General features: G+C 53.8%; 18 protein-coding genes, 1 pseudogene and 1 riboswitch. Of the genes and pseudogenes, 14 read left to right on the top strand and 5 right to left on the bottom strand.

Features of this window, described 5'->3' with window-relative positions:
- Positions 1-27 precede the first annotated feature (27 nt).
- A riboswitch (TPP riboswitch) is annotated at positions 28-129 on the bottom strand.
- A gap of 387 nt (positions 130-516) precedes the next feature.
- Positions 517-1,896, top strand: a complete 1,380-nt coding sequence (locus tag QN062_RS03270) for a DUF2142 domain-containing protein (protein ID WP_369342173.1) — start codon at positions 517-519, stop codon at positions 1,894-1,896.
- Positions 1,897-1,935: 39 nt separating this feature from the next.
- On the opposite strand, the gene QN062_RS03265 is transcribed toward QN062_RS03270, so the two are convergent.
- Together QN062_RS03265 and QN062_RS03260 are read right to left on the bottom strand one after the other, a co-directional pair.
- The gene (locus tag QN062_RS03265) at positions 1,936-2,598 is read right to left on the bottom strand and encodes a hypothetical protein (RefSeq protein ID WP_369342172.1); all 663 of its coding nucleotides are present in this window, start codon (positions 2,596-2,598) and stop codon (positions 1,936-1,938) included.
- Positions 2,599-2,709: 111 nt separating this feature from the next.
- Positions 2,710-4,254: a PspC domain-containing protein gene (locus QN062_RS03260; RefSeq protein WP_369342171.1), complete on the bottom strand. Its 1,545-nt coding sequence runs from the start codon at positions 4,252-4,254 to the stop codon at positions 2,710-2,712.
- A gap of 103 nt (positions 4,255-4,357) precedes the next feature.
- Here QN062_RS03260 and QN062_RS03255 point away from each other — a divergent pair, with 103 nt between their 5' ends.
- From QN062_RS03255 to QN062_RS03245, 3 genes are all read left to right on the top strand, one after another.
- Entirely contained in the window at positions 4,358-5,875 is a 1,518-nt protein-coding gene (locus QN062_RS03255; RefSeq protein ID WP_369342170.1) for a PspC domain-containing protein, read from the top strand.
- 5 nt (positions 5,876-5,880) lie between these two features.
- Positions 5,881-6,573 carry a LuxR C-terminal-related transcriptional regulator gene (locus QN062_RS03250; RefSeq protein WP_369342528.1) on the top strand — a complete coding sequence of 231 codons (693 nt, stop codon included), beginning with the start codon at positions 5,881-5,883 and terminating at the stop codon, positions 6,571-6,573.
- Positions 6,574-6,742: 169 nt separating this feature from the next.
- Positions 6,743-7,249 carry a VOC family protein gene (locus QN062_RS03245; protein WP_369342169.1) on the top strand — a complete coding sequence of 169 codons (507 nt, stop codon included), beginning with the start codon at positions 6,743-6,745 and terminating at the stop codon, positions 7,247-7,249.
- 147 nt (positions 7,250-7,396) lie between these two features.
- Here the strand turns inward: QN062_RS03245 and dld are convergent, their stop codons facing one another.
- Together dld and QN062_RS03235 are read right to left on the bottom strand one after the other, a co-directional pair.
- Positions 7,397-9,115 (bottom strand): D-lactate dehydrogenase, encoded by a 1,719-nt coding sequence (gene dld, locus QN062_RS03240; RefSeq protein WP_369342168.1) that lies wholly within the window; start codon positions 9,113-9,115, stop codon positions 7,397-7,399.
- A gap of 324 nt (positions 9,116-9,439) precedes the next feature.
- Complete coding sequence (locus tag QN062_RS03235) at positions 9,440-10,105, bottom strand: GyrI-like domain-containing protein (RefSeq protein ID WP_369342167.1); 666 nt, start codon at positions 10,103-10,105, stop codon at positions 9,440-9,442.
- A gap of 322 nt (positions 10,106-10,427) precedes the next feature.
- Between QN062_RS03235 and QN062_RS03230 the strand changes: the two genes are divergently transcribed.
- The 5 genes from QN062_RS03230 (at position 10,428) to QN062_RS03210 (ending at position 16,321) form a co-directional block, all read left to right on the top strand.
- Positions 10,428-11,954, top strand: a complete 1,527-nt coding sequence (locus QN062_RS03230; RefSeq protein WP_369342166.1) for a hypothetical protein — start codon at positions 10,428-10,430, stop codon at positions 11,952-11,954.
- Between the two features lie 113 nt (positions 11,955-12,067).
- Positions 12,068-13,414: an ABC transporter substrate-binding protein gene (locus tag QN062_RS03225; RefSeq protein WP_369342165.1), complete on the top strand. Its 1,347-nt coding sequence runs from the start codon at positions 12,068-12,070 to the stop codon at positions 13,412-13,414.
- Positions 13,415-13,464: 50 nt separating this feature from the next.
- Positions 13,465-14,340 (top strand): carbohydrate ABC transporter permease, encoded by an 876-nt coding sequence (locus QN062_RS03220; RefSeq protein ID WP_369342164.1) that lies wholly within the window; start codon positions 13,465-13,467, stop codon positions 14,338-14,340.
- Positions 14,337-15,236, top strand: coding sequence for a carbohydrate ABC transporter permease (locus QN062_RS03215; RefSeq protein ID WP_369342163.1), 900 nt, complete (start codon positions 14,337-14,339; stop codon positions 15,234-15,236). Before QN062_RS03220 ends, QN062_RS03215 begins: the two co-directional genes overlap by 4 nt.
- Complete coding sequence (locus QN062_RS03210) at positions 15,233-16,321, top strand: LacI family DNA-binding transcriptional regulator (protein WP_369342162.1); 1,089 nt, start codon at positions 15,233-15,235, stop codon at positions 16,319-16,321. The genes QN062_RS03215 and QN062_RS03210 overlap by 4 nt, the downstream gene beginning before the upstream one ends.
- A 237-nt stretch (positions 16,322-16,558) precedes the next feature.
- Here QN062_RS03210 and QN062_RS03205 read toward each other — a convergent pair whose 3' ends face one another.
- Complete coding sequence (locus QN062_RS03205; protein WP_369342161.1) at positions 16,559-17,065, bottom strand: hypothetical protein; 507 nt, start codon at positions 17,063-17,065, stop codon at positions 16,559-16,561.
- A 101-nt stretch (positions 17,066-17,166) separates the two neighbouring features.
- Here QN062_RS03205 and QN062_RS03200 point away from each other — a divergent pair, with 101 nt between their 5' ends.
- From QN062_RS03200 to QN062_RS03175, 5 genes and pseudogenes are all read left to right on the top strand, one after another.
- On the top strand, positions 17,167-17,664 hold the full coding sequence (locus tag QN062_RS03200) for a hypothetical protein (protein ID WP_369342160.1): 498 nt from the start codon (positions 17,167-17,169) through the stop codon (positions 17,662-17,664).
- A gap of 107 nt (positions 17,665-17,771) precedes the next feature.
- Entirely contained in the window at positions 17,772-18,425 is a 654-nt protein-coding gene (locus QN062_RS03195; protein WP_369342159.1) for a hypothetical protein, read from the top strand.
- A 12-nt stretch (positions 18,426-18,437) separates the two neighbouring features.
- Positions 18,438-19,325, top strand: coding sequence for a hypothetical protein (locus tag QN062_RS03190; RefSeq protein WP_369342158.1), 888 nt, complete (start codon positions 18,438-18,440; stop codon positions 19,323-19,325).
- 472 nt (positions 19,326-19,797) lie between these two features.
- Positions 19,798-22,057, top strand: a pseudogene (locus tag QN062_RS03185) (BNR repeat-containing protein).
- 411 nt (positions 22,058-22,468) lie between these two features.
- Positions 22,469-23,032, top strand: coding sequence for a DUF4230 domain-containing protein (locus QN062_RS03175; RefSeq protein WP_369342155.1), 564 nt, complete (start codon positions 22,469-22,471; stop codon positions 23,030-23,032).
- The last annotated feature ends 107 nt before the right edge of the window (positions 23,033-23,139 follow it).

Here is a 23,139-nt window from a genome sequence, read left to right as displayed (position 1 = left end):
TCACGGCATGCGACCACGCGAGGATATGTAAAGCCTTGCAATGCGTTCGTTCGACGGTATTAGCCGTGTCACGTTCAACGGTCGGAGATCGCTCTCCCTCTCAGCTCGTAAGCTCCCGTGCATGGACATCTCGAGCATAGGCACAGTGCCTGACAGCGCATGCGTCACGAGTCTTTCGACCGACTGGGAGCTGGACTTGGTTTCTGCACTGGATCGATGACGCCAGACATGATTGAGACAGAGAGCCAGGAACGTTCCTGTGTATAAGTCGACATGGTGCGCATTCGTGCGACGCCCATGCAGGGATATGGCTGAGCTGAGGGATGTTGCGTCTGAAGGCGCGGACACGGCATCCAGGGCATCCAGGGCATCGACAGTGGAGGAAATATGCCGTGTCTGCCACGAAGAACGCAGGTATGTGCGATTCATATGGTGCCCTGAATATATTGGATGTGAAACAGACGCCGTGGAACATGCGCGTATCCACGATTCTTCTCAGTAGGAATGGACTTACTTGTGACATCGAACAGAGCACGATTCGGACTTGGCAAATCATCGATGCCTGACTTGATTGTGAGATTGAGGGATTGGCTGCGGGGCAAATCCAAAGTGCTGATTCCGCTCGTCTCATTTCTGATCGTGTGCTGCATTGAAGGCTGTGCGTTCATTGCAACGGTGGGGCCACTGACGATGCCGGACCCGCATCTGCATCTCGGAAGCACCTACGCGCTCGCAACCTTGCAGTCATTCAACTCGACGACGATGGTGGATTCTCCTGATGGTGCCAAGCGTGCGCAAAACCTTGTGGGCGATTCGCGATACATAGATCAGCCGACCGTCTCGAATCAAACCGTCGAAGGAATCGATATCACTGCATTGAAGCGGGATCCGCAGTATGACGCGCAGGTTGAGGCTCTGAACAGCGACGATCATTCAATCGTCCACGTAGCGACGCGAAGCAATCAGTACCTGTTCGTCTCATACCTGCCTCAGGCTATTGGCATGAAATTCGGTCTGCACTTCGGTCTTCGACCATCGGCGGTGCTGAAACTCGCAAGATTGACCAATCTGCTTGCGTTCATGCTTGCCATCGGAATAGCGATAGTCATGATTCCCAGCGGGAAATGGTTCTTCGCGGTGTTCGGATGCCTGCCGTACCCGGTGTTCTGCGCGAGCAGTCTGATGGCCGATGGCCCGGTGATAGGTTACACGGCATGCTTCATCGCGTTGTCACTGTGGCTTTTCGCTAGGAGGAAGCCATTGACGACCGTCTGGTGGGTGCTGCTGATAGTCGCCGCCTTCCTGCAGTGTCTGATGAAGTCGGTCTATGCGCCTGTCATCCTGCTCGTCTTGGCTACCAAGGCATTATCGATGCGTAGAAAGATCATATATGTGCTGTGTGCCTTTATTCCAGCCACCTTGGTGAATCTGTGGTGGGAGAAAACGCATATGCTCGTCATTCTTCCCGATCTCTATGCGGCCAACAAGCAATATGTCATGCATCATCTTGCTGGAACGATCTTTCGATTGGTGGCCGACACACTCGTGCAGACCTTCGACCTCGTCAGCAAGGATCCAACCACGGTGGCCTCCTTGCTGCTGTTGTGCGCGGTCATCCTTTTCTCGGGCAGGCTCAATTCGGAGAGAACGGGCAGGCTCTATGGCAGGAACAGACTCTACGCGCTCTACGCGCTGTCTGGTCTTGCAGCATTCGGGGATCGCTCGCGCTTGTATGGCTCTCACTCCAGGTCACGTGGAACGACCTGTCAGACACGCAGCAGGGACTGGAGCTTGCTGGCTTCCAGATGCGATATCTATATCCGGTGGTGCCCTTGCTGGCGTGCTTGTTCTTCCATGATGGTCAATTCAATTCCGCGCAGTCGGAACCTTCCATGAATTCGACGCAGGACAGCGCCGTGAGACCGCATCTCGAAGTCACCGGATGAAATGGTGGATTGCTGTGCTGATGAGCCACGAAAGGGAGGAAAGCAGCAGTATGCCGCCGACGGCCGCGAATGCGATTGCAGCTACGATCCTCCAATCGATGCCCAGCGATGCGACCATGTTCAGGGGCGCCCAATACGAGCTGGTCAGCAGGCCAAGCACTCCGCACACGATGAGTATCGATCCTAGAACGATGGTAGGCGCGCTCGCGCCCTTCTTATGTATGATCCTATTGCCGTAAGCGTCCCGTTCCTCTCCCTCTGAGGCGATGCTTGCATAGAGCGGCACATCCTGCGCATGCGATGGGTCGGCATCCAAGGGATTCGCGCGCATGGGCTCTGCCGCATCCTGCTCTTGCGTGGGCCGCGTCTTCTCCTCATTGGCTGTGGCGTCTTTGTCTGCGGCAGCTTTGACCGTGTTTTCTTTGACTGTATCTTCTTCGGCTGTGTCTTCTTCGGCTGTGACTGTGCTGATTCTGAAGGTGATGTCGTTCTGTCGGTCGTCGTATGAGGTGTCAGATTCGCTGGCGAGCCGGCCTATGGGCTGGGTGTCAGACGAATCGTTGGCCTGCCCGGCTGTGCGTTCATCGCCTATGCTGCCCTCGTGCCTGTCATTGTCTATGTCCTTGGCGTGTTGATTGTCATTGTTCGTCATATTCTTTCCTTAGCTTTGTGCTGTTCGCCTTTGCGCTGTTCGTCGTGTTCCGCTGTGTTTCGCCGTGTTTCGCCGTGTCTCTTCGTGTCTCTTCGTGTCTCTTCGTGAGATTCATTGCGCGTAGATGACGGACAGCTCGCCATCAAGCATCGAGGGGACCTCGATGAGTAGCGTCTCATTGGCGAGATCCTTCGGCAGGGTTGCGTCTGGCGCATTGTCGGCCATAGTGAACCAGTGCTGCAACGAAATCACTCCCTTCGAGTCGCCGAGAAACAGGAAGGTTCCTCCCATGTTCGCCCGTGAAGTATTGGTGACGCCGTAGTTATTGACGCTGTATGCGCAGTGCTTAGGCATGATGATCGTGGCTTTCGTCTCTACGAAGCTGAAAGAGATCTTTCCCGTCGGGCAGGAGGATTCGACCTTAGAACCGTCGTCCCTCGTTATGGTGTGCTTGCCGTTATCGCGTTCGTATTCGCTCAGGTCGATGGTTGCGGTGCGACTGTCGTCGCCTGCGCCGCGGGTTGCGTTACTTGCGTCAAGAAGCATGCCCCGAGAATAGCGTTGCATGTCGCTCGGAGTCGAGCCGAAGCTGACATGCGAATGCACGGGGATACGCTCGAAACCGCTCGTCCTCTCATGCGAAGCGGTGCTTGCATATCCGAATCCCACCGAAGTCGCGACCAGGATGAAGCTCAGCAGCAGTCCAAGAATGGCAAACGGAATCAAGCCTCCTGAACGCCTGCCCGAACCGCCGAGGATCACCAGCGCAGCTCCGAGGACAATGACATTCGCGCAGGACCATATGGTCGCCATGTTCAAGGTCTGTTCCGTGCTTAAGCCACTGAGACCTGCATAGAGAAACAGTCCTGCCCCCACAAGCAGCATCAGCCCGACAAGCATGCTCACGACTATGGGTCCGGCGGGCCTGCGGCGTGGATGGATGGTTCGAGGCCGGTATTGATACGGCTGAGGGGCATGCATCCCAGCCTGCGCCGTGGAGTGGGGCGCATAGTGCGTGTTCGCGGAATCAGCGAAGTTCGGCCGTCTAAAGCTTGGCTGCGTCGCTTGATGCGAAGAGTTTGCAGCCGCATCGCCTTGTTCTGGAACATCGCGCTGTGAAGAACCCAGCGGTTGGGAATCGTCCTGCGACTGGAACGGTGACTGCGATGGACGAGCCGCTTTCTGCTGCCCTTCGGCAGGTGGGGGCATGTGTCCGGGCTGACCTTGCTCTGCCTGATATCTTCTGTTCCTGCTCCACAGCATCATCAGGAAGACCCCAAGGAAGGACAGCGTGAGGATGAACAGTCCGGCACCTGGAAAGATCATCGCCACCAAGATGCAGAGGAATACTCCGACACAGCTCCAATCCCACCGACCGGCAATCAGTTCCTCAAGAAGAATCGCATTGCTGCGGCGGTCGGGAATGAGGAACCACATCAATCCATATACTGCAGCTCCGATGCCGAAGCAGAGCGTCGAGACAATGAATAGAACCCTGACGAGCACGACATCCCATCCGATTCTGACTGCCAGACCGCTGCCGACACCGGCAATCCAACGGTCGTCGGAGCGTTCGATGCCGCTCTCTCGTATCCATGCAAAGAACCGAGATTCCGCACTTGGCGGCGTCGGCCCGTTCATCTGTGTATTGTTCATGCTTCCATTACACCAAGCCCTTTGTGCGAAACACCTCGGGGAACACCCTGATTTATCCCTGATTCCTTCCCATATGCGGCCTGAATGTCGGCAAGGAATCGCATTGCAGACAATAATGGCATATATGGGTATCGCACCAGATTCAGAGCAGACATGGCAGTCAGAACAGCCACCTTGGCAGGATTCCTCTTCTGCCGAGGACTCCTATGCAGCCGTTCCGCCGCTTCTGCCTGCGCGCCATCCACTGCGCAGACCAAGACAGGGCAGAATGATCAGTGGCGTCTGCCGAGGGGTGGCACAGCATCTTGGCATGCAGACATGGCTCGTACGACTGGTTGCGCTCGCCTTGATCCCATTCTTTGGAGCTGGACTGGTCGCATATGTGTTGCTTGCCATCTGTGTTCGTCCACAGATTGTTCGTCCGCAGAATTCGAAGAAACGGGCTCCTTATGCGCAACGGCAGCGGGACATGCCCCTTTCCAACGGAGATTCCCAGCTGCGTCCAGCAACTGAACGGTCCGAGGGGCTGCTTCATATCCTTGGCCGCACGCCCATGCCGCTCACCATCCTTGCCTGCAGCGTCGTGCTGGCGTGCTTCGGCTTTTCGCTTGGCATGCGAGGAATGCCCGTGAACGTCATCGTTCCCGTGCTGCTCACAGCCAGTGGCATGGCAATCGCGTGGCTCCAAATAGACGGCAACAGTCTGATTCGGATGATCGTCGCCATCGCATTGATGCTTGCCGCGCTTGTCGCATATGCCTTTGCCTCCTATCCATTCATGCAGGCATCGCAGGTGTTGTTCATCGCCGCACTGCTGCTTATCGGGGTGGTGGCGGCCCTGGTGCCTTGGGCGAATTCGATGGTGCAGAATCTCAGCGCCGAGCGTGCCTTGAAGGAGCGTGAGGAGGAACGCGCGGACATGACGGCTCATCTGCATGATGGCGTATTGCAGACGCTTGCTTTGATTCAGCTTCATTCAGGCGAACCAGCTGTCGTTTCGACGCTCGCGCGCTCGCAGGAACGTTCGCTGAGAGATTGGCTGTATCAGGACAGGACTCCTGCCGACCGCTCGGTCAGCTCCGGCATACGGGACATTGCAGCCGAAATCGAAGTCGGGCAGAGAAAAGCCATCGAGGTGGTCACCGTCTCCGATGCGCAGCCGTCAAAGCAAAGCGAAGCCCTGCTGGATGCCACCCGTCAGGCATTGCTTAACGCCGCCAAGCATGGGGGAGAGCCAATATCCGTCTACAGCGAAGCCCATGATGATGCCATCGAAGTGTTCGTGCGCGATCATGGAGAAGGCTTTGACGTGCAGACCATTCCAGACGATAGGCTTGGCATACGTGAATCGATCGTCGGCAGATTGCAGCGCAGGGGTGGCAGGGTGGATATAGTGTCGAGACCACACTGGGGGACTGAGGTACGCATGTGGATGCCTCTCAAGCCGGTCTTTGACAACCAGAGGCAGACGAAGGGCCGGCAGCATTCCGGTCATTCCTCTGGGCAGTCTTCCGCACAGTCTTCTCCGCATCTTCATGACGGGAGCGATTCTGCAGTCAACGCCGAACGGCATAGGGATCATGTGGAGAACGAAGATCGAGCAGAGGAGTCGCAGGCGTGAATATGATGCAAGAGAGTCAAGGTCAGGCGCCGCGCGATGCAGCGAGAATTCGTGTGGCAGTCGTTGACGACCATGAAATGTTCAGGATCGGCGTCATTTCAACCCTGCGACCTTTCTTCGACATCGTCGCGCAGGCTGCCGACGTCGAGGGTGCCGAGGCGATGATTGCCGAAAGTCAGCCTGACGTGGTCTTGCTGGACGTTCATGTTCCGGGAGGGGCTGGTGGCGGCGGTGCGGAGATTCTGGTGAAATCCCAGCATCGTTCGCCAAAGTCAGTGTTCCTTGCACTGTCCGTCTCTGATTCGCCGCAGGATGTCGGTGCGGTGATTCGAGCCGGGGCTCAAGGCTATGTGACGAAAACCGTGTCTGGCAACGATCTGGTGTCGTCGATCCGACAGGTTCACGAGGGCTATGCCGTGTTCTCGCCCAAGCTGGCGGGTTTTGTGCTCTCGACCTTCCAGACGATGCCAGGCCAGTCGAACAGCATCGATGATGACGATGAGCTCAATTCGCTGTCTGCCAGGGAGCAAGAAGTCATGCGTTTGATCGCACGAGGATATACATACAGGGAAACCGCGGCGGAGCTGTTCATATCCGTGAAGACCGTGGAAACGCACGTGTCGAAGGTGCTTCGAAAGCTGCAGCTATCCAATCGCAACGAGCTGGCACGATGGGCTGCCGACCGCCGGATCGTGTGAGATGTTTTCTCTCGGAGGATGCAAGGCATATGGCATTCCGATATCATTGCCTGTACGCGATACCAACCGCGGATTCTCTGCTACGGGGAGTGGGCGCAGATGCGCTCACGGCGAGTAATTGTTGATGGATCACATTGGTGCGAAGACATGCACAACACAGTGAGGGGTCATGATGACCGGCAAGATTGCAACGATGCAGGCCTGTCTGTGGTTTGACGATCAGGCTGAGGAAGCAGCGAAGTTCTATACTTCGATATTCAAGGATTCGCAGATCAAGCGAACGCAATATTATACGAATTCAGGTCAGGAAGTGCACGGCAAACCGCCATATTCGGTGCTGACAGTCGAATTCAGTCTCAATGGCATGGAATTCATGGCCTTGAATGGCGGTCCTGAATTCAAGTTCAGCGAGGCAGTGTCGTTCGTGGTCAATTGTGATTCGCAGGATGAAATTGACCACTACTGGGAGAAGCTCGGGGAGGGTGGAGATAAGACTGCACAGGTGTGCGGATGGCTCAAGGACAGATACGGTGTGTCGTGGCAGATATCGCCAAGCGAGCTGCCCGACTGGATCGACGATCCACACAGCGAAGCCGCGAAGCGGGTGATGGATGCACTGATGAAGATGGGCAAGCTCGACATCGCAACCCTGCATAGCGCCTATCTCGGTGAGTGAATGTTCACTTGGGCGCGCTCCTTGGCGCATTCCATGGCGCGTGCCTTGCAATCCGCCTTATGGCCTGCATCAGCGAACATGCGAGTTACAAGGCACAGGCTGTCTACGAAGTGACTTTGGAAGCGCAACGTGTCCGTGGAACGCGCATCATGCCCAGTTCTTGCGGGTGGAGGTGCCGCCAAGTCCGGCATTGAAGGTGTTGCTGGGGTCGAGTTCCTTGAAATGCTGTTCCATTTCGGGTGGCATGTGGTACAGGCGGCCATAGTTATGCTCGGCGGGCAGCTTCGCACCGCGCGCCTCGAGTAGCTGCTGAATTCGGTCGTGGAGCTTCTTGGCATCGACTCCCTGCCTGGCGACGTAATCCTGATGCATGACGTGGCAGAAGAAATGGCCGTAGTATGCCTTGGCCACGAGCTGGTCTTCGATATCCTTGGGCAACACTTCAAGCCAATCCCAGTCATCTCGGCGCAGCGCCACGTCGATGGGGATGAGACCGGCGATGTGGCGGCGCTTCAGTTCTGCGAATCTGGTCGCCGCGCTCGCCGCACCGAAGCGGTTCAGGTTGGCGCTTTTCGCTTCCTCAGGGGTGCATATGAAGAAGTCTCCGGTGTGCTCCGGCTTGGCGAAGAAGTCCTTGAGCATCTGCTCGCTTTGCTCCTTCTGCTCGGCGCTCACCGTCAGCAGCAGATGATGCTCGAAGCGGTTGCGGTATTGCATCATCCGCTTGGGCAACTGGTTGGGGAATATGCTGAAAAACGCCTGCGACACGGTGTCGGCAAAGGTGGGGCCGAAACCGGGAATCTTGGCGAATATGCCATTCACCCATGTCTTGAAGGCGAACATGAATGTCTGAACCTTGGGACTGAGGAACTTCAAGAATATAAAGGTGTCCTTGCCATATTTCTCTGCCATGTCGAATGCCAGGCGACCCATGTATTCACCCGAGATGGGAAGCTGCATATCGGATTCGAGGAACATCCGGCGGATCGCTTCGAGTTCGTGTGGGTCGTTGACGCCGATGTAGAACATGGTCGGATTCACCTCAAGTGGGAAGGTGCGTGTGCGTACCGCGAACACCATCAGCTTTCCGGCTGAGCCTGATGCCTCATAGAGGTAGTCCGGGTTCGCGTTGTAACGGGCGGGGGAGGGCACGATGTCACGAAGATGCTTGGCATATTCGGTCTCGTGGGAATCCTCTGGGGGCGCAGTGACATCGTCGGTCTTCCAATTGCCATGCTGCAGGCGGTCAAGCGCCGCCTCGGGATCGTCCCTGAGTGCGATGCCAAGATGATTGACCAGTTCGACCTTGCCATGCTCATTCACGCGCGCATATATGGCCTCACGGGTGAATGCCGGACCCTTGCGAATCTGGCTGCCGCCGGAGTTGTTCGATATGCCGCCGATGACCGAGGCGCCGATCGATGTCGAACCGATCACGGAGTGCGTTTCGCGGTGCGCCTGTGCAAGCACATCCGTCAGATGCGTCAATGGAGTTCCGGCAAGTGAGATGGCTTCTCGGGCATCGTTGATGAGGAATACCTGGCTGATGCGATGGGTCGAGATGATGACGACAGGACGGTCATATCGCTGATCTGGCGATGGCCCCGATCCGCCCGTCAGCCCAGTGTTCGATGCTTGGCAGATCACGATGAGATCGTTATCCACACATACCTGCAGCGTCTTCCACATTTCAACCAGGGTCGCTGGGCGGACGACGGCGAATACTGGTCCTCCGCCGAAGCGGTATCCCTTTGAAAAAGGTGTGGTTCTGCGCGACGATGTCAATACGAACTTCGCTCCCACGACCTTCTTGAAAGCTTCGATCACTTCATTGGAATTCTTCGGTGTCTGTTCCGGCTCCGTCATAGCTGACCTTTCGTGTAATACACAGCATCACGAGCATGTCATGGTGTTGAACGGATAACGCTTGCTGAGCGTGCAGTCTGCAGCAATTCTCTGTTGCACGAAAACGATTGTCAAGGAGGCATGCCGACAGCCTAGTGTTGTGCCTAGGCACTGTTGCCCGTGAAGGATTGTGTGGTTTTGAGCCATTCTTCGAGTCAATTCCGTGAAAACCGACTTTCAAAGTTCAACGTGTCTGCGAAATGACTTTGAAGCGTAGCCTGTTGCTCGATGGTTGGTCAGTCTTGTAGTGTGAGACAGTCCGTCTCAGGGTGCGAGACATGAGGATCAGAGCTGCTTACTTTCGATGAGTTTTATTATCGGGTGGCGGATGACAGTCCTGAGCTTCTCCGGTGTGGTTCTGCGTGGGTCGCCAAGGTAGATTTCGTGGTGTCTGCGAATGTCCGTCATTTCCGTCTTGTATCCGTTGTCTTTGATGAAGCTTTCCAACAAAGCCACGGTCGCAGGCTCATCATCGTATGCACCGATGTGCATGACCTGGCCGCACAGGCCTTCAGTGAAGTCGGCAAGCCGCACCTGTGCCAAGTCGAGTTCGGGTTTCTTCCTGGCAAGCGCATCCTTGGCCCACACGAACACTTCCTTCGTGACGAAATCCGGCTGACGTATCATGGCCGTCCACAGGAACTTGCTCTTGTCTGCAATCGTCGCACCGTTGCCTCGGAACTCGCCGTCATCGTCAAGGCTCCATAGTCCTTCGAGCGGTGGCACCACGTAATCGAAATAGCCGTCGGGAAGGTACGGGCCCTTCTTGCTCATCTTGATGGTGTATGAGAGTCCATAGAGCAGTTCGACCGCTGCCTGATACTCCTCGCTCGTGTTGGGGTCACCCTTGCCATCGACCATGATGAATCGCATGGTCGGAACATCAATGATGCTCGGCGTTGTCTTGGGACGATAGATGTCCTTGCATTCTCTCTTGAAATCGAAGACCATTGCGCCCCCCTCTGCGGTGCAGCCGACATGTGATCCAATCGTATTGTCAGGATCGAAATGCACCAAATCTTGCGCAACGGCATAGTGGATGATGGTGCTTTGATGCAGGCAACGCATTGGCGGAGTGCGGGAACTCGCTCACAAGGCCTGTCATTCCTTTGGGAGTAATGCGCAGCTTACGGCGTGTCGTCGCGTAAGCCTTGAAAGATAAAGCGTTTGAGCAACTACAATCGCAACGTTTCTCGACGGTTTGACAATGGCTCTGGAATCCGTAGAATTTTACCTAATCATCGAATTCAAACGTTTTAGCAAAGAGGCTACTATGTCGGGTCGCATTTTCTTTACCCCCGAAGAGGGCTGGGTCGGGGACATCATTCCTTTCGAGGAAGACGGCACATTCAACCTTTTTTTCCTTCATGAGCGCAGAGAAAGTCCCCGCGAGGGCATGAGCTGGCGTCTGGTGACCACACAGGATCTGCTGCAGTATCATGATCGTGGCGACGCGCTGGTGCATGGCTCTCCGCAATCGCTTGATTTCAATGCCTATACAGGTAGCGTCGTGGTGGACGACGATGGCGTGCACCATATTTTTTATACCGGGCAAAACCCGACGAATCGCGGGGACGACGGCTTGCCGCTTCAGCTGGTGATGCATGCCGTCAGCTACGATGGCATGCTGCATTGGGTCAAGCTTCCAGAGGATGCATTCGGAGCGCCTGAAGCATACGAAAGTGCAGATTGGCGGGACCCCTTCGTGTTCCGCGATGAACAATGCAAGGTGTGGCGCATGCTGCTTGCTGCCAGAGTTAGGACCGGACCGAGCCGACGACGTGGATTGACAGCTCAATGCGTGTCGAAAGATCTTCGACACTGGGAATATGCAGAGCCCTTCTGGGCACCGGAGCGTTTCATCACCCATGAATGCCCGGACGTATTCCAGTGGGGGCAATGGTGGTATCTGGTGTATTCGGAGTTCTCTGATGCCTTTGCCACCAGATACCGGATGTCGAAGGATCGTCTCGGTCCCTGGATGACGCCTGATTCCGACACCGTGGACGGCAGGGGCTTCTACGCCGCAAAAACAGCCGAGCGCGATGGACGACGATTCTTCTTCGGTTGGATACCGACTCGAAGGGGCGGCAGCGATGACGGGGCATACGAGTGGGCCGGGTCGATGTCGATTTTGGAATCCCGGCAGCGCCAGGATGGAACATTGGCTTTCTCCATTCCCCGGGAGATTCTTGGATGCTTCGAATATGAGGGGAAGGAATTGCTTCCCTCAGCGGGGTTGCTTCTGGGAAGGCAGGATGGCTTTGCCTCACGCATGCTCTGCGATGACATTCCCGCCACCTGTCGCCTCACTGTGAACTTTACGGTACATGCCGAACGAGCGGATGCGGGGTTGCTCATTCATGCGAGCGCTGACGGCGATTCGAGCCATATCTTGCGTCTGGAGCCGAAACGTGGACGCATGGTAATTGATCGCTGGCCGCGGTTGCAGACAGGCGACGAGCAGTGGCAGATCTCGGGGGATGTCCCCTACCTATTGGAATTGGAACGTCCTTGCGATCTTTCCACCGGCCAGCATGAACTCAACATCGTCATGGAGGATGATATCTTCGTTGCCTGTCTGGATGATGAAGTTACGGTCAGTTGTCGCATGGAACACTCATGGGGGAATGCCTTAGGGGTTTTCTCCAACGATGGGTTGACGTCCTTTGACGCATTCGTCGTACATGCGCTCGCTCCTGCGAGTCCAGCGCAGGAGAACGTAGCGCTGATTGCGAAAGCGCAGGATGGCTTGGATGCCGGCAAAGGCGTCGGCGAAGGTGTGGAGGTGGAGTCATGAGCTAATCGAATGACGATTCCTATCGCCGACAATGCGTTCTCCTTCCGTTCATATTTCATAGACCAGCAATATTCCACTTCTGAATTCTCACCACTAATCAACGGAGATTACTCATGAAAACACTCAGAACCATGACCGTGGCTGCAGCATTGGCATTGGCCCTTATCGTTTCGGGCTGCGGCACGGGTGCATCGGTAAATGATGCAGACAACATCAACCCAACAGGGGACATCAAGGCCAGGGAAATCTCCTGGCTGCTCTCGCGTCCGGCGGACGGAGGCGTGATTACCGCGATGAATAAGATCGCCAAGGAATACGCCAAGGAGCATCCCGGTTTCTCCCTCAACCTGATCACCACGCCTGATCGCCCCTCGTACATTCAGAAATTAGAGACCTTGGCCGCAGCAAAGAAGCTTCCCGAACTCTTCGATATCGATGCGACGCCGTTTGCGCAGAAGCTTGCGAAAAGCGGCAATATGATCAATGTCGAAAAACTGCTCAAGAGCATGGATCTCTATGACGAATACCGTACGTCGGCTTTGGATTACCAGCGGTTTGACGACGGGAGTCTGTACATGGTCCCCTTTGAATCACAGGTCGAGGTCTTCTTCTACAACAAGGCCCTGTTCAAGGAGGCCGGTGTTGAGGTGCCCGCCACGCTCGACGATTTTCCCAAGGTCTGCAAGGCTCTCAGATCCAAGGGCATCACGCCAATCGCATTGGATGGGCAGGATATGTGGCCGCTTGAACGATATATGGCATACTACCCCTTCAGGGCTTCGGGCAGTGACTATATCAAGCAGCTCAAACAAGGCAAGGCAAAACTCTCTGATGAGGTCGGTCGCCAAGCCGTGGAATGGATGGCCAGCCTCGGAGAGGCGGGATGCTTCCAGGAGGGCTTCTCCTCAACGGGTTATTCCGACGCGCAGGCGCTGTTCACCACCGGCAAGGCAGCCATCTACAACGACGGTTCATGGGATGCCTCGGCTCTCGCCACAGACTCGCTCAATGCCACCGTGCGCAATGATGTCGATTACTTCCACCTTCCAGTGATTGAGAATTCGGCCACGGCACAGAACGAATATGTGGCACCTTCGGGAATCGGAATGGCCGTCAATTCGCAGTCCTTCGATCCTCTTGTCAGGGATTTCCTCGAATTTGCGTTGAAGAGATACCCAGAAGTGTATGGTGCCACGGGTCAGATTTCGCCGACGACGAATGTCGAACCGACGATTCCAAACAACGCGACATCACTGTACAAACGTCTGTTCGACGATGCGGACAATGTTGGCAAGACCACGGCCATGCCCTGGGATACCCAGTTGGACTCGACGTCGAACACCAGATTGCAGCAGGAATTGCCGCTATTGGTGCAAGGTGATGTAAGCGTCGACGAATTCATCACCACAATGGACAAAGTCATAGCGGAAAACGGTCCTAAGGCCTTCGCCGAGGATTGATCCCACAGGGGAGAGGCGCGTCACCCGTTTCCTCTCCCCAAGAAAGGCCAATGATGTTACCTTCCAGATCAAAAAAATCAGTGCTGATATTTCTGTTGCCGCCCCTGCTGTTCTATGGTGCAGGCGTCCTGCTTCCCGTCGTGCAATCCTTGGTGCTGAGCTTTTTCAGCTGGGATGGAATCAGCGATATGGAATTCGTGGGATTCAGCAATTATGCCCAGATGCTTTCCAATGATTCGGTCTTCTGGCAGGCCTTCGGCAATTCGATGGTCTACCTGGTCATCTGTCTGACCTTGCAGCTGGGAGGAGCCTTGTTGGTCGCGACGCTGCTGCTTCAGATCACCAAGGGGCGAGATCTGATCAAGACGCTGTATCTGCTTCCCGCGGTCATATCGACCGTGGCCATCGGTTTCCTGTTCCAGCGGATCTATTCGGTGGACCCGGTCGGACTACTCAATCGACTGTTGGATTTTGTGGGATTGTCCGGTCTGCAGCAGGCTTGGCTCTCGAATCCAAGCACGATTCTGGCTGCGGTGTCCTTCCCTGAGGGGTGGCGTTTCTCCGGCCTGTACATGCTGATCATCTATGCGGCCTTCATGGCGGTGCCCACGGAACTGGAAGAGGCGGCCAAACTCGATGGAGTCAACAACTGGCAGATGTTCTCCAAGATTCGTTTCCCCTACATCAGGCCCGTGTGGATCACCACAACCATCATGGCGGTCACTTATGCGCTGCGTGGCTTTGACATCCCATACCTCTTGAGCAACAGTCGCTATGGGCAACTGGTGACCACATACATGTACCGCACGGCTTTCACCAACACGAACTACGGGTATGCCAGCGCGATGGCGGTGTTCATCGTCGTTGAGTGCCTTGTTGCCGTCGGTCTGATATTCGCATTCATGAGAAGGAAGGTGGACGAATGAAACTCACAAGCATTTTCGATGCATCTGGCACCTCGTCAGCGCCGCTCAATGAATACCGTCGACGCAAGCGTCTGTCGTTCCATGGCACCGTGCGTTGGGTGATCATAGCGGTTCTGGTGATCATACAGGTCTATCCACTGTTGTGGCTGTTCATCACGAGTCTGCGCACCGAGCATGATTTCGCCTCAGGTGACCCCTTCGGCATTCCAAAGCAGTTCACCTTGGAGAACTATGTTCGTGCATTCGAATCAGGGGATCTGCTCCTCTATATTCGCAACAGTCTCATAGTGACCTTCGGCGCGAGCTTCTTCATCGTGCTTATGGGCATGATGGCGGCATATGCGATCAACGTGCTTGGCTTTCGAGGCAGCAAGATAGTAAGCGGAATATTTCTGCTGGGAATCATCGTCCCGGTGCAAATCGCGCTGGTGCCTCTGTTCATCGACTATTCCCAGATCAACCTGCTGGATACCTATGCATCCATGATCATTCCCCTTGCCGGTTTCGCGGTGCCGATGTCGGTGTTCCTGTTCTCATCGTTCTACAACTACATACCCAGGGAAACCTACGAGGCGGCATCCTTGGACGGCGCGGGCCCATACCGGATTTTTTGGCAGATAACGCTGCCTCTGTCACTGAATACCATCGTGACGGTCGTTCTGGTCAACAGCATCTTCATATGGAACGAGTTCATATTTGCGAACACCTTCGTCCTGTCTGACGGGCTAAAGACGATACCCCTTGGCTTGCAGAACTATATTGGTGCTATGGGCAATACTGACTGGACCGCCACCTTCGCAGCCGTCTGCGTGACGATAACTCCCCTTATGCTGATTTTCATGGTGCTGAACAAGGCGATGATCCAGGGACTTGAAGGAGGTGCCACCAAAGGATGAGAGTTTCGGCAGCAAGAAACGATGAGGGACGCGACGGTGAAACCGTGCATGGGAGTGTCTACACTCGCCATGCACGGCATGTGACCTTGAAGGATGTCGCAGAGCTGGCAGGTGTTTCGGTGTCGACGGTCTCGCTGGTCATGAATGACAAGAAGGATGCGCGCATCGCGGTGAAGACGCAGGAGAGAGTGCACCGCGCCATTCATGAGCTGCAATACAGGCCGAACGCTCTGGCTCAGAATCTAGTCACGGGAAGCTCGAAATTCATAGGTTTGGTAACAGATTCGATCGCCACCACCCCTTTCGCTGGTCAGATCATCCACGGAGCCCAGGATCGGGCATGGAAACAGGGATATGTGCTGCTGATCGTTAACACCGAAGGCAATGAGAGCATCGAGCGCCAGGCTATCCGCATGTTTCTGGAATACAAGGTGCATGGAATCCTGTATTCCACTTGGTACCATCATGAGATCACGCTGCCAGAATCTCTCAAGGACATGAACACCGTATTGGTGAATTGCTACGCCGATGACGAGAATCTCACTTCCGTGGTGCCTGACGAGTTCAATGGTGGCAGGACTGCTGCGAATATGCTATTGGGACAGGGACATCGTCGTGTGGCATTCGTCAACACCACCGTCGAGTCGCCGGCCCGTGCCGGTCGGCTGGCAGGTTATCGCCATGCTCTTTCCGAGAGAGGCATAGAGGAGGATCCATCATTGATCTTTGCGGCCGAGCCCACGCAGGAGGGCGGTCGCACGGTGGCTGAGAGCATATGTGCATCGGGTGCGACCGGCGTATGCTGCCATAACGATCGGGTCGCCATGGGGCTATACGACGCACTTCGTAATCGTGGCATTAGCGTGCCATCTGATATCTCAGTCGTTGGATTCGACGATCAGGAAGTGATTGCCGCCCACATGCTTCCACCTCTTTCGACGGTGGCGCTGCCACATTACGAATTGGGAGCATCGGGGGTCGATGCCGTTCTGTCACGACCCGTGAACACCGGGGATCATCGGATCTTGATCAGCTGTCCGGCCGTATATCGGGCATCGGTCGCGATGCAGGGGAACGCGCGATAGATAGTACAGTGCAGATGATTTTGACGTTGCGCTATTTGATCGGTGCTACGTTGTGTTGGCCGGTGTCATCCCGAATTGTTTCAGGCAGCGATGCTGATGGTGCGTATGCTCATTGAGCAGCTGGGAGCGTGCTCGGTATGGGCAGAGTGAGTTACACCGAGCTGAGCGTGTGACCTTGAACGATTGAGTAGATTGTTCCGGTATCCATGGCTACCCTCGTTTTGTGGGTGTCGAGGTTTAATTATTAGCGTTACGTTTCCGCCTGCTTCCATAAATACGGTGAAGAGTGGCATCCATGATGTTGTGCAGCATATCTTCGCAAGCATGGATAAAATCCATAAATGTGTCGCTGTCTTCCCAATTTATTACCCAATTTTCAAATCGCTCTTGCAAAACTCTATGCTGACTGGCCACATATGCATTTGTTCCAAGAACCACTTTGTAATCCTCAAAGTAGTAATAGATTTCTCTTACGTTTGCCCTTAACGACTGTACTGCATTGTCGAGTTCAGCCCTGCTTTCTGCTTCGTTTGCCTTGGCCTCTCCCTGAGCGGTGTATAGATTCCTCATGGATGTTATCGCGCATTGAATTTTCGATAGATATTCTGAGAATATCTCTTGTCGCAACTTCTCAAATTCTTTCTCACTGTTGAGTTTCTCAGAAACCATAAATTGAAATACCCAGATTAGAATTCCATTAGAAACGATTGGTATGACCAGTAGAAGCGCATCTTTCAGTTCCATAGTTGGTTTCTTTCGAAATTATGTATGCGGATTGTATAATATAATATATTGAGTATTGATTTTCTGCGTCCACTTGTCCCTTTTCAACAGATGGAGTATGCATGGCTGGAATAATTGGGCTCATCGTGGTTATTGCGGCGCTTATGGCGCTGGATAAGGTCAAGGCAAGCTATTATGCCAAGAAGCTTGATGAGGCCGCTCAGAGAAATCCTCTCGATAATGCAGTGGACCTTGAAAAGGGCATCATCCGTTATGGAGGGAAGGACTTCTTCCTGAATATGAACGAGGACGGCCGTTGGGATCAGGAAATCTTTACCAGTGGGAAATTCCGTCGAATGATGGTCTACGGCAATATCTTGCATCATTCTTGGCTTATCGCAGGAATAAGTGGATGCATTGCATTTGTCTTCATCAAGTTAGCACCACAGGAGACCTTGGCTTTCATTTTTGGCGGAATATGCGTTCTGGTGATTTGCATGAATTGCTTCGGTTCGATGGTTCGAGCGTTCATCGACCTATTTTTTATTGATTCCAATATGCCGAAGGCACAGACGCTGATTGACAAGATCGAAGCGCTTAATGCCGAGAAAGAACACTGATCCTTGCGTGCTCGTTGGTTGCATCTCATGATTGCTTGTCTCTTCTTGGACTGCTCCATTCGACCGTGCACATTGGTAGCAAGATACTTAATCAAAGGAACCATAACATGAACACTAGTGGCGATCCCATGCAGGATATCACCATGTACTTCGCCCTGTTGCTGAAGATTATCGCTGTCGCGTTGGTGTTGTTCATCATCGGATGGGTGCTGGCGAGCTGGAATAGGGCTGTCAATGATGGGCATATCCGTGAGGGCAAGCTCAATGCCGCCTTCGTGGACTGTCAGAACTATTACGATGACATGCGCCGTCAGGTGCAGTCGGTGCTGTCTGTCTCGAAGATCGAGGCAGATAGGATCGTCGAGGCATGCCTGAAATACAGCGCATCCAAGTTCAAGGATGGCATGAATCCGCAGCTGTATGTCGAAGAGGTGCCTGAATTCTCGAATCTCGACTTTTCAACCTTGAATTCGGTGATCAGCCAGACCTCCCTCGCGTTCCGTGATGCGCAGTCACGCCTGTTGCATGAGCTGGGCGAGTTCGAATCGTGGAAGTCGGGTTCGCTGTTCACCCGCATCTTCTGTTCCGGTTTTCCCACGGACGGATTGATTGCACGGGTTGGTGCGCAGAGGCTCGTTGCCTTGGCTGCGTTGGAGAAGATGTACGGCATCGTCGTCCTGGGTGAGACGATGACTGCCTATCACAGTGGTCTGAGCACCCCGCTGATCTCCGATGCGATGACACACACGTTACGAGGGTAGAGGCGCATACCGATGACATCTGACAAAGACGCACAAATGAATGGATCTGCGGCTTATGCTCGATTCCTTCCCACGAGTGCCCTCAGCTGGGTCACGATGATTGTCCGTGCGGTGTTTGAGCTCGGTATCGCCCTCAACCTATACGGCATGTTGGAACGAATCGTGCATGCGATCGTCTGGTCCTCGGAAGAAGCCGCCTCGTTGAGCTCCTATGTCACGGCAATCTCGCTGATTGCGATCGCTTCGTATATGGCATGGAGGGTGTTCTCCTTGCAGTGGAAACGCAGCGACCTGTTTAGTATCTGCGTCGGTTACACGGTTGCCAGCATGCCGCTTGTTTTCCTTGCAGACGCGCTGTTCTCGATGAATTGGGTGCGCCTGATCGCGGGTGCGCTCATGTTGGTGATGGGTACGCGCATCATATGCCGTGACGATCATGACTTTGCAAGCTGGTTCATGGACTTCAGCGAGCCCGGCTCCTTTGAGAGGTGGGCGAAACGAATCGTGTATCTTATCCTCAAGCTTGCTGTTTCGCTCGTGTTTGTTTCCATATTGTGGAAACTGGTTGACGGCCTGCAATATGTGACCCGAATCGAGGTGTGGGATTGGTATTTCCCCGCGCTTGACACCACGTCCATCCAAATGTTCTACCGTCCGATCATGATGGCGCTGATCGTTATGGCCGTCTACTTCACGGTGAACAGCGGGGGATGGTACAGCAACGCTACGGTCAGAGCGATCATCGTTACCGCGATTATTCTGGCTGCCCTCATCGTCGTGTATTCGCTGTCCAGCAGTTTCCTGGTCTACTGCTTCCTGAACGCCATAGGAATCGTGCTTGCCGTCATCGTTGCCTGCATCGCATTCAGCCTCGTGATAGCGATGATATCCGGCAGTTGAACTGTGCACAGCCGTATGTGTGATGGCGATGAATGGCTGCGGCTGGGTGTGGCATTTACCTGGTCTCGGGCCGTATGGGTACGAGTTTGCGAAAAGGGCGGAGAGGAAGGGTTTCAAGGAACGTTGGGAAATGAACGTTTATGCGATTCATGAAATTAGTATGATTCGACCGTTTTTGAAAATCGTGGCAAATTGTGGGCGAATCTGAAGATCGCGGTATGGTCCCATTCTCTTGAAGAAACGGCTTGCGACGCAGAAAAGTGATACCCTGACGCACGATTGGCTCCCGAGGAATACCGAACGCAATCAAGCAATGGGACCGTTCGAGCCATGACCTTACGATCATGCAATGTATCATTGCAGAGTCTGAACCAACCACAACCACGTCTTTGTAATTCTCCTGCTTGCCCAGTCAGCGATAACAACCTTTGAGAGAATGCTTCTAGGATGCTAGCATTGCTTTGCTTTAGGAATGAGTTTAAACACTGAGAGAACCGATTCTGGAATGCTGAGAAGAACCAAGACAAAGAAGAGATCGCTATTCATCGGCGTTTTCATAATGGCGTTCATCTTGCCTTTTGCATTGAGCACCGCACATGTGGATGCCGCTGAGGCTCAGGACCTAGGTAATTCATATTATTTCGAGAATTCTCTTCATGGTGGGAACGCCGATTACTCAGTGGTCTATGGAAAAAGCAGCGATCAGACACTGGTAGGTGATTGGAACGGCGATGGAAAGGACACGCTGGCTGTTCGAAGAGGCAATATCTACTACTTCAAAAACAGCATCAGCGGCGGGAACGCAGACCAGGTTATAAAGTTCGGAAAAAGCAGTGATGATGTTCTCGCAGGCGATTGGAACGGCGATGGTACGGACACGCTTGCTGTAAGACGCGGCAACACATACTACCTGTTGAATAGTTTGCATGGAGGCATCGCCGATAGGGTCCTGACCTATGGGAAAGCGAACGATCAGGTGCTTGTGGGTGATTGGAACGGTGACAAGATGGACACGTTCGCTGTACGCCGAAGCAATACGTTCTATGTTCTGGACACGCTGCACAGTGGAAAGGCCGACAAGGTTTTCACCTACGGCAAGGCCACGGATTATGTGCTTGCCGGTGACTGGGATGGCAACGGTAGCGACACCTTCGCTGTCCGACGTGGTAGCGCCTACTACATCAAAAACTCTTTGGCAGCGGGGATTGCTGACACCGTTGTCGCCTTTGGAAAATCTACCGATTATGTGTTGGTCGGCGATTGGGATGGGAATGGCACCGATACGTTTGCAGTGAGAAGGGCTGCAAGTACATCATCGGCCACTACTCCAAACTTGGCTGATTACGTTTCGAATGAGGCGCCTACACAGATTACTTCGACCGCGGGGACGCTCAATGACCTAGGTTCGGCCTGGGCATCCAATTCAGTCAACGACACCTCATTCCGACAATCGTCGGTGATCACGGCAAAGAATTCGCAGGGAGAGGAGATTCAGACCACCGCATATTATGACCAGACGGGCAGAATAATACTTGCGCGAAGAAGCATCGAGAGCACGGATTGGAAACTGTATGCGACACAATATTCCGGAAACGTCACAGATGCGCATAATGTGGTCTCGCTTGGCATCGACGGTAAAGGATTCCTACACGTTGCTTGGGGAATGCACGGAGCAGCGATGCAATACGCAGAATCCACAACGGCCTGGGGGGTGACGCTTGGCGCGAAGAAGTCCGTTACAGGCAAGAATGAGGGTGCCGTAACCTACCCACAGTTCTATACTCAATCCAACGGGAATATGTTCCTGCTATACAGGAACGGTTCATCGGGCAACGGTAATCTTGTCCTGGATCATTATAATGTGAGCACGGGCAAGTGGACTCAGGTGCAGAGTGATTTGATAGATGGCGTGACTGATTCCATTTCTGGCAGTTCGTCGCCGTATTGGCAGGCTGTTGTTGACTCAAAAAACCGTCTGCAGATATCATGGGTGTGGCGTGAAAGCTCAGACGTTTCCACCAATCATGATCTTGCCTACGCAAGGTCGAGCGATACGACCGGGGTCAAGTGGGAAAAGTCTACCGGCGTCGCATACACGGGTTCCAACGCAGAAAACCGCGGAGAAGATAGCGTCTATCAATCAGAATAGTCAGCTGATGAATCAGACCTCCATGACCGTGAACGACAATGATAACCCATACATCGTCTCCTATTGGAATCCCGATCTAGAAACCAATAATCAGGTTGTTCAATATATGGTTGTGAGACAAAAAGATGATGGGGCCTGGGTAACGGAGAACACTGGCATTCGCAGTCCTGGAATTGATGGGGTTAGCAATTTTGATCTCGCAGGGGGCGGAAGCAAGGCTGTGCCTATTGCACGCCCGCAGATAGCAGTCTCAGGATCTGGAGAAAATGCAACCGTGCATCTTATCATCCGCGATGCAGAACGAGGCAGCATGGCCACGCTAGCCACTGAGACAGTCGGAACTGCACAATGGACGTATATAAATCTTACAGATCAGTCTCTTGACTACTGGGAACCGACCTATGATACAAGTCTATGGCAGTTAGATAGAAAGCTGGATATCTTTGTTCAAAAAGTCGGGCAGGGTGATGGCGAGGGTATACAGAAGTATCCTGCAAATCATGTGTATATCCTCGATGTGGATAGTAATCTGCTCGCATCGTCTAATGCGAACGATGGCGGCAACATGGTCGGAGGGAATTAGCAGTAATCTACGTTTGGAGAAAAGCACCCATGTCTGGATTGCATCTTAACCATGGGGCGGCCTGAAAATCTCGCAGATTGAATGGACGAAGTAATCACTTCCACCTCCTGTCTATATTCTGGAACACGTACTGTGGCGCTTCGAGCCTAATCCTGCTGATGTCCGTCTTTACCTCCCGATGCTGACTATCTAGGCGGCTTCGCTTGCCTCGTGTTCAAATCGGGGTTATGGAGTGCGTCGATGATCACGTTTTGCGCTGCTCCAATATGACATGGGTGCGCTGCCTGCATGCAATGCTCGTATCGTCATTCCGGTTCAGCAACACGTTCGATCGCATGGTCACGTCGTCAGAATCACCATGATTATGTATGAGCTTTATTTCTTTTTTGGCTACTGCTCATACTCGTGGTAATGATCGGCGCTGTTGTCCTGGCACAATACGGTGTCTTAGGATACAAGTTCGGATTCTGGAAGGAACCCACCAGCTCCACAAAAATATCGGTCACAGTCAAGAAGACCCTGCCCATCACGGAGATTAACGGGCTTGCGGTGTCCACGGAGAAGGTCATCGAGTCCGAGAAGGACGGTCTGCCCATCATCGGTGGTAAGAAGATGCTGATCGTCGCCAGCTGGAAAGTGAAGCTTGGAATTGACGGATCAAAAATCAAGCTGACCACTGGTGACAGCAGTAATGTCATCAAAGCAGAGTTGCCGAAGCTCATGGTCACTTCCATGGAACAGGTCGGTACGCCGCATGTATACAGTCAAAGCGGATCCTTGCTGGACAGCTATTCCTCACAGGATGTGCTTAATGCCGTCAACGCGAAAAGTCGCAGTGTGAAATCCGCAGTGCTCAACGACGAGGACTACCAGAAACAGACACTTGACTCAATCGAAGGTATGCTCTCGTCCATTATCAACGCTGCTCCAGGCGTCGCCGGAAACTACAAGATCGAATACTCCGTCGCAGAATAGGGAAAATCCCCGCCCGGCGTGATGCCGGGAGCAGGGTAATTGGTTGTTTAGAGGTTCTTGATGTCTTCCTGCAACTGGTCGTGACCGGTCTCGAGCCTAGGTAGACG

This window comes from Bifidobacterium sp. WK012_4_13, from assembly GCF_041080835.1.
In the GTDB taxonomy this organism is placed as follows: Bacteria; Actinomycetota; Actinomycetes; order Actinomycetales; family Bifidobacteriaceae; genus Bombiscardovia; species Bombiscardovia fermentum.
The sequence above is the reverse complement of the archived record's forward strand: the minus strand, read 5'-3'. Positions and strand labels throughout refer to the sequence as shown.

Excerpts from the sequence above, each read along its gene's own strand:
- QN062_RS03220 (WP_369342164.1), top strand. The coding sequence starts at position 13,465 with ATGATGTTACCTTCCAGATCAAAAAAATCAGTGCTGATATTTCTGTTG.
- QN062_RS03195 (WP_369342159.1), top strand. The coding sequence starts at position 17,772 with ATGAACACTAGTGGCGATCCCATGCAGGATATCACCATGTACTTCGCC.
- dld (WP_369342168.1), bottom strand. The coding sequence starts at position 9,115 with ATGACGGAGCCGGAACAGACACCGAAGAATTCCAATGAAGTGATCGAA.
- QN062_RS03225 (WP_369342165.1), top strand. The coding sequence starts at position 12,068 with ATGAAAACACTCAGAACCATGACCGTGGCTGCAGCATTGGCATTGGCC.
- QN062_RS03200 (WP_369342160.1), top strand. The coding sequence starts at position 17,167 with ATGGCTGGAATAATTGGGCTCATCGTGGTTATTGCGGCGCTTATGGCG.
- QN062_RS03250 (WP_369342528.1), top strand. The coding sequence starts at position 5,881 with ATGCAAGAGAGTCAAGGTCAGGCGCCGCGCGATGCAGCGAGAATTCGT.
- QN062_RS03235 (WP_369342167.1), bottom strand. The coding sequence starts at position 10,105 with ATGGTCTTCGATTTCAAGAGAGAATGCAAGGACATCTATCGTCCCAAG.
- QN062_RS03205 (WP_369342161.1), bottom strand. The coding sequence starts at position 17,065 with ATGGAACTGAAAGATGCGCTTCTACTGGTCATACCAATCGTTTCTAAT.
- QN062_RS03230 (WP_369342166.1), top strand. The coding sequence starts at position 10,428 with ATGTCGGGTCGCATTTTCTTTACCCCCGAAGAGGGCTGGGTCGGGGAC.
- QN062_RS03190 (WP_369342158.1), top strand. The coding sequence starts at position 18,438 with ATGACATCTGACAAAGACGCACAAATGAATGGATCTGCGGCTTATGCT.
- QN062_RS03265 (WP_369342172.1), bottom strand. The coding sequence starts at position 2,598 with ATGACGAACAATGACAATCAACACGCCAAGGACATAGACAATGACAGG.
- QN062_RS03260 (WP_369342171.1), bottom strand. The coding sequence starts at position 4,254 with ATGAACAATACACAGATGAACGGGCCGACGCCGCCAAGTGCGGAATCT.
- QN062_RS03210 (WP_369342162.1), top strand. The coding sequence starts at position 15,233 with ATGAGAGTTTCGGCAGCAAGAAACGATGAGGGACGCGACGGTGAAACC.
- QN062_RS03245 (WP_369342169.1), top strand. The coding sequence starts at position 6,743 with ATGATGACCGGCAAGATTGCAACGATGCAGGCCTGTCTGTGGTTTGAC.
- QN062_RS03215 (WP_369342163.1), top strand. The coding sequence starts at position 14,337 with ATGAAACTCACAAGCATTTTCGATGCATCTGGCACCTCGTCAGCGCCG.
- QN062_RS03175 (WP_369342155.1), top strand. The coding sequence starts at position 22,469 with ATGATCGGCGCTGTTGTCCTGGCACAATACGGTGTCTTAGGATACAAG.